At 68.8% G+C, this 5885-nt stretch carries 5 protein-coding genes; 2 read left to right on the top strand and 3 right to left on the bottom strand.

The window, feature by feature from the left end:
• Positions 1-248 precede the first annotated feature (248 nt).
• Positions 249-1778 carry a UxaA family hydrolase gene (locus AX018_RS23480; RefSeq protein ID WP_111882578.1) on the bottom strand — a complete coding sequence of 510 codons (1530 nt, stop codon included), beginning with the start codon at positions 1776-1778 and terminating at the stop codon, positions 249-251.
• A 207-nt stretch (positions 1779-1985) separates the two neighbouring features.
• Positions 1986-2978, bottom strand: a complete 993-nt coding sequence (locus AX018_RS23475; RefSeq protein ID WP_111882576.1) for a tripartite tricarboxylate transporter substrate binding protein — start codon at positions 2976-2978, stop codon at positions 1986-1988.
• Positions 2979-3092: 114 nt separating this feature from the next.
• Here AX018_RS23475 and AX018_RS23470 point away from each other — a divergent pair, with 114 nt between their 5' ends.
• Positions 3093-4019 (top strand): LysR substrate-binding domain-containing protein, encoded by a 927-nt coding sequence (locus tag AX018_RS23470; RefSeq protein ID WP_111882573.1) that lies wholly within the window; start codon positions 3093-3095, stop codon positions 4017-4019.
• 15 nt (positions 4020-4034) lie between these two features.
• Here AX018_RS23470 and AX018_RS25965 read toward each other — a convergent pair whose 3' ends face one another.
• Positions 4035-5447, bottom strand: coding sequence for a methyl-accepting chemotaxis protein (locus AX018_RS25965; RefSeq protein WP_281269573.1), 1413 nt, complete (start codon positions 5445-5447; stop codon positions 4035-4037).
• A 178-nt stretch (positions 5448-5625) separates the two neighbouring features.
• Here AX018_RS25965 and AX018_RS23460 point away from each other — a divergent pair.
• Positions 5626-5885, top strand: a 260-nt coding sequence (locus AX018_RS23460; protein ID WP_211322517.1) for a transposase, incomplete at its 3' end; no start/stop codon positions are given.

The following is a 5885-nucleotide window of genomic DNA, read 5'->3' as shown; positions in this document are numbered from 1 at the left end:
GGCGCGCGCGTCCTGCGCGCCGCCATCGGGCACGTGGGCGATCACGGCGCCCGTGGCCGGGTCGGTGACGGGGAAGGTGGCGCCGCTGGCGGCGGGCTGCCATTGGCCGGCGATGCAGTGTTGCGAGCGCACGAGGGGCTGGGCGGTGGTGGAGAGGGTGGGTGCAGTCATCTTTGAAGGGAAATCGCTCGCGTGTCGCCGTGTTTGTTCAATAGTTTGCTATTAATTAAGTAGCATTCGGAAAGGTGTCAGCTGACGATGCCCAGGTGCCACGGCACGAACTCGTGGTCGCCCAGGCCCAGCGATTCGCTCTTGGTGGCCTCGCCGCTCGCGTGGCGCAGGATCTGCTCGAAGATCCGCTGCCCCATCTCGGGCACCGTCAGTTCGCCGTCGAGGATCACCCCGCAGTTGATGTCCATGTCCTCGTGCAGCCGCTGGTACATGGGCGTGTTGCTGGCCAGCTTGATGGTGGGCGCGGGCTTGCTGCCGAACATCGAGCCGCGCCCGGTGGTGAAGCAGATGAGCTGCGCGCCGCTGGCGATCTGGCCCGTGGCGGCCACCGGGTCGTAGCCCGGCGAATCCATGAACACGAAGCCGCTCTGCTCGATGGGCTCGGCGTATTCGTACACCGCGCGCAGCGGCGTGGTGCCGCCCTTCATGGCCGAGCCGAGCGACTTCTCGAAGATGTTGGCCAGCCCGCCGGCCTGGTTGCCGTGGCCCACCACGCCGTTGAACTGCGCGTTCTGGCCGGCCGCGTACTTCTCCCACCACGCGAGGCGGTCCAGCAGCTTCTGCCCCACCTCCGGCGTGATGGCGCGGCGCGTGAGCATGAACTCCACGCCGTGGATCTCGGGCGTCTCCGACAGGATGGCCGTGCCGCCGTGGCGCACGAGCACGTCCATCGCCGCGCCCAGCGCCGGGTTGGCCGTGATGCCCGAGAAGCCGTCCGAGCCGCCGCATTCGAGCCCGATCTTGAGGTGGCCCGCGCTCACCGTGCTGCGCCGCGCCTCGTTGGCGGCGGGCAGCATCGCCTCGATGGCCTCGATGCCCGCCGCGATGGTGGCGCGCGTGCCGCCCACCTCCTGCATCACCAGCGTGCGCATCAGGCGCCCGCGCTCCAGCCCCTGCGAATCCACGAGGCCATCGACCTGGTTGCGCTCGCAGCCCAGGCCCACGATCAGCACGCCCGCCAGGTTGGGGTGGCGCGCGTAGCCCGCCAGCGTGCGGCGCAGCACGTCGAAATGCTCGCTGGGCGAGGACATGCCGCAGCCGCTGGTCTGCGCGAAGGCCACCACGCCATCCACGTGCGGATAGCGCGCCAGCCGATCCGGCGTGAAGTGCGCCGCGATGTTCTTGATCACCGTGGCCGAGCAGTTCACCGACGAGAGGATGCCGATGAAATTGCGCGTGCCCACGCGGCCGTCCGCGCGCACGAAGCCCTGGAAGGTGGCGCGCTCGCCCTCGGGCACGTACTCCACCGGCCGCACGTCCGCGCCGAAGGCCGGGTCGCGGTAGTAATCGACCAGCTGCAGGTTGTGGCTGTGCACGTAGTCGCCCGGCTCCAGGTCGCGCGTGGCCACGCCGATCACCGTGTCGTACTTCTTCACCTGCTCGCCCTGCGCGATGCGCCGCGCGGCGATCTTGTGCCCGGCGGGCACCTGGGCGCGCGTGCGCACGCCCAGCTCGGGAATCTCCTGCCCCAGCGCCAGCGCCGCCTTGGCGACGAGCACGTTGTCGTGGGGGTGCAGGTGCAGCAGCGGGCTTTCAAGGCTGGGCATGCGGGGCTTTCATCGTTGTGTGTTGCGTATCTTTGTCGAAGCGCGCGGCGCCTTGCGCCAGCACGGCCAACCGCTTGCGATACCGGCGCGGCCCAGGCCAGCAGACGCCGCGGAGCGGGCTTTGCCCGGCCGCTGGCGTCGCCTCCCTTCCCGCGAAGCGCAGCGCAGCGAGAGAAGGGGGGAGCGGCGAAGCCGCTCGGGGGGATGTCACCCTTTCATCAATTCGCGCAGCTTGAGCTTGTCGATCAGAACCGTTTCCTTGGCATACACGGTGTTCACGTATTTCTCGTAGTCGGGGCCGTCCAGGTAGAGCAGCGGTGCGTCGAGCTTGTCGGCCACGGCCTTGAACTCGGGGCTGGCCACGGCCTGGCGGAAGGCATCGCGCAGCCTGGCCGCGATGGCCGGGTCCAGCCCCTTGGGCGCGCCGATGCCGTTGGGCGCGTCCACCACCACGTCGTAGCCCAGCTCGCGCAGCGTGGGCGTGTCCTTGAAGCGCGCGGTGCGCTGCTCGCCCCAGGTGGCCAGCAGGCGCAGCTTGCCGGCCTCCACGTGCGGCGCCCACGAGCTGGAATCGGCCAGCGCGTCCACGTGGCCGCCCAGCACGCCCTGCAGCGCCTCCGCGCCGCCCTTGAACGGCACGTGGTTCAGGCGGATGCCCGCCACGCTGGCGAACTCCTCCATGCCCACGTGCGTGGCACCGCCCACGCCCGCATGGGCATAGGTGACGGTGCCGGGCCGGGCCTTGGCCGCAGCCACGAAATCCTGCAGCGTCTTGAACGGCGAATTCGCGGGCACCGCGATGCCGAAGGTCTGGCCCGAGGTGCGCGCGATGTACGTGAAATCCTTGCGCGGATCGGCCTGCAGCGTGCCCAGTTGCGAGAAGCGGGTGACCGAGATCGGGATCTGCCCGATCGTGTAGCCGTCGGGCTTGGCCAGGGCCAGCGCCTTCGAGCCGATCATGCCCGAGGCCCCGGCGCGGTTCTCCACCGCGATCGCCTGGCCCAGCACCCGGCCGGCCACCGTGCACAGCGTGCGCATCGACTGGTCGGCCGTGCCGCCCGCGGGCCAGGGGCAGATGAAGGTGATGGGGCGTTCGGGATAGCCCTGCGCGAAGAGGCGTGCGGGCGCGGTGGCCGCGAGCGTGGCGGTGCCGAGGGCGCCCAGCATGAACTGGCGCCGGTCGCAGCGTGGGGTCTGCATGGGGGAAGTCTCCTGTTTTTTATCGGTACGGACAGCCGCCATTGTTCAGAAGCCTTCCATGACAATCCAATGAGAATACGGACTGGCTTCATAACCAGAAAGGAATGGACTGCCATGGCCAAGATCGACCGCGTACTGCGCTCCAACCTCAAGCTGCGGCACCTGCAGATGCTGGTGGCGCTCGACCAGTTCCGGCACGTGGGGCGCGCGGCGGAGTTCCTGGCCGTCACCCAGCCCGCCGTCTCCAAGACCCTGGCCGAGATCGAGCGCATGTTCGGCCTGGCGCTCTTCGAGCGCTCCACGCGCGGCACCGAGCCCACGGCGGCCGGCGCGAGCGTGGTGCGCTTCGCGCGGTCGGTGCTGGCCGGCTACGAGCGCACGCGCGACGAGATCGCCGCCGAGGCCAGCGGCGCGCGCGGCCGCACCAGCGTGGGCGCCATGGTCGCCGCCACGCCCGTGCTGCTCGCGCAGGCCGTGGAGCGGCTCAAGGCCCGCTCGCCGCAGGCCACCGTGCTCATCGAGGAGGGCGACCTCACGCGCCTCCTGCCGAAGCTGCGCCTGGGCGAGCTGGACCTGTTCGTGGGCCGCCTGGAGCCGGGCTACGCCTCGCCCGACCTGGAAACCGAAGCCCTCTACGACGACCCCATGGTCGCCGTCGTGCGCCCGGGCCACCCCCTGGCCCGCAAGCGCCAGCCCCGCTGGTCCGACATCGCCGCCCAGCCCTGCGTGCTGCCCCCGCCCTGGGCCTCGCTGCGCGTGAAGCTGGAGCAGCAGTTCTTCGCCCACGACCTGCACCCGCCGGCCGACATCATCGAATCGGCCTCGTTCCTCTCGCAGATCACCTTCCTGCACCAGCGCGGTGCCGTGGCCTTCATGGCGCGCACGGTGGCGCGGCATTTCGCGGCGCAGGGGATGGTGGCGGTGGTGCGGCTGGCGGTGCCGGTGGAGCTGCCGCCGGTGGGGATGATCTGGCTGCGGGGGCAGGGGATGACGGCGGTGACGGAGGGCTTGGCGGGGTGTTTGAGGGAGGTGGGGCGCTGAGATCGTGAACACGCTCTAGGGCGCCAGCCGGAATCGCCCGGCAAGAGCGGCCAGCCGTTGCGCCTGATCGCTCAGGTTGTGCGCTGCGGCGGTCGACTCTTCCACCAGGGCTGCGTTCTGCTGCGTCATCTGGTCCAGCATTCCCACGGCCACGTTGACCTGGCTGATGCCCTGGTTCTGTTCCGAGGCCGCGGCATTGATCTCGCCGATCATGTCCGCCACGCGCTGCACATCGGCCACGATTTCGCGCATCGTGCTTCCGGCATCGTTCACCAGTCCGGAGCCGAACGAAACCTTCTCGTTGCTGTCGCCGATCAGCTGCTTGATCTGCCGCGCGGCCTCTGCCGACCGGCCCGCCAATGAACGCACCTCGCTCGCCACGACGGCGAAACCCCGGCCCTGCTCCCCTGCGCGCGCCGCCTCGACGGCGGCGTTCAAGGCGAGGATGTTGGTCTGGAACGCGATGCTGTCGATCAGGCCGATGATCTCCGCGATCTTTTGCGAGCTGTGGCGGATCTCTTCCATGGTGCTCACCACCTGCTGCACGACCGAGCCGCCGCGCTGCGCCACCGAGGCCGCCGCAACGGCCAGCTGGTTGGCTGTGGAGGCCGCGGATGCGCTCTGCGCCAGCGTGCTGGTCAACTCCTCCATCGAGGCGGCTGTCTGCTGAAGATTGCTGGCCGCCTGCTCCGTGCGGTTGCTCAGGTCCGAGTTGCCGGTCGCCACCTCGGAGCTGGCGGACTGGATGCTGCCCGACGACTCCTGCACCTCGCCGACGATCTGCCGCAACTGGGACTGCATGCTTGCCAGCTCCGCCATGAGGCTGCCTGCCGACCCGGGGGACACCTGCACGGGGGATGCGAGATCTCCGGCCGCGATGCGGCGCATCGCGTCGCAGGCGGCGGAGGGTTCTCCGCCGAGTTCAGCGCGCAGGCTGCGCAGCATCACGATGCCGAGCATCGTGGCGACCAGAAGGGCCAGCCCGGTGAGCAGGCTCGCGGCCACCATCACCTGGCGGCCGCGATCCTGGCTCGACAGATGGGAGTCTTCGGCCGACTTGCGGGCGGCATCCCGCTGCTTCAGCAGCGCCGCGCGCAATTGGCGCCATGCCGGCGTCTGTTCGGTATTGAGCACCGAAATGGCTTGGGCCACGTCCTGCCGCGCCAGCACGACGACTTTCTGGATGGTCTCGTTCTGGCGTGCCGCCAGCGGTTCCAGCGATCGCACTTCCTGATCGTATGGAGTGCCGGAGGCGATTTTCAGCGCTTCCGCATAGGCCCGGTCATATTCCTTCTGGGATGCCGAGAGGTTGCCGTCGGCCTGCTTGTTGGCCGAGTCCAGGACGATGTTGCGCAAGGCCTGTCCGGACTGCAGCCCCTGCGCATACATTTCCGACAGGCTGTCCGAGAGCTTTTGCGCGGAGGCCATGTGGCGATCGAAATCCGCCTGGATGCGTAAAAGCCCCCATAAACCCATACCCAGCGCAGCCGCGAAAAGCAGTGCGGGAATGCTGAAGCACAGCACGAGGCGAGATCGAAAGCCCATGGAATACCTCGACAAGGCTTTGTTGCACAAATCACCCCGGCCACACCGGTAGACTGAAGGCGTGACGGAAGCAAAGAGCGAGAGGCGGACCAAGTACCGCACGACGAACTGGAAAGCCTACAACGCAGCGCTGAAGGCGCGAGGATCGTTGACGATGTGGCTGGATGAAGGCATGCAGTGGCTTGGCAAGCCGAACGGCAAGCGCGGGCGCAGCCCGACGTTCTCGGACGCAGCCATCCAGTTTTGCTTGAGCATCAAGTGCCTGTTCGGCCAGCCCCTGCGGCAGGCGCTGGGCATGGTGGACAGCCTGCTGCGGCTGGC

Source organism: Paracidovorax anthurii (genome assembly GCF_003269065.1).
In the GTDB taxonomy this organism is placed as follows: Bacteria; Pseudomonadota; Gammaproteobacteria; order Burkholderiales; family Burkholderiaceae_C; genus Paracidovorax; species Paracidovorax anthurii.
This window is presented reverse-complemented; position numbering and strand designations above follow the sequence as displayed.

Coding starts and splice junctions, on each gene's coding strand:
- AX018_RS23480 (WP_111882578.1), bottom strand. CDS start 1,778: ATGCCCAGCCTTGAAAGCCCGCTGCTGCACCTGCACCCCCACGACAAC.
- AX018_RS23475 (WP_111882576.1), bottom strand. CDS start 2,978: ATGCAGACCCCACGCTGCGACCGGCGCCAGTTCATGCTGGGCGCCCTC.
- AX018_RS23470 (WP_111882573.1), top strand. CDS start 3,093: ATGGCCAAGATCGACCGCGTACTGCGCTCCAACCTCAAGCTGCGGCAC.
- AX018_RS25965 (WP_281269573.1), bottom strand. CDS start 5,447: ATGGCCTCCGCGCAAAAGCTCTCGGACAGCCTGTCGGAAATGTATGCG.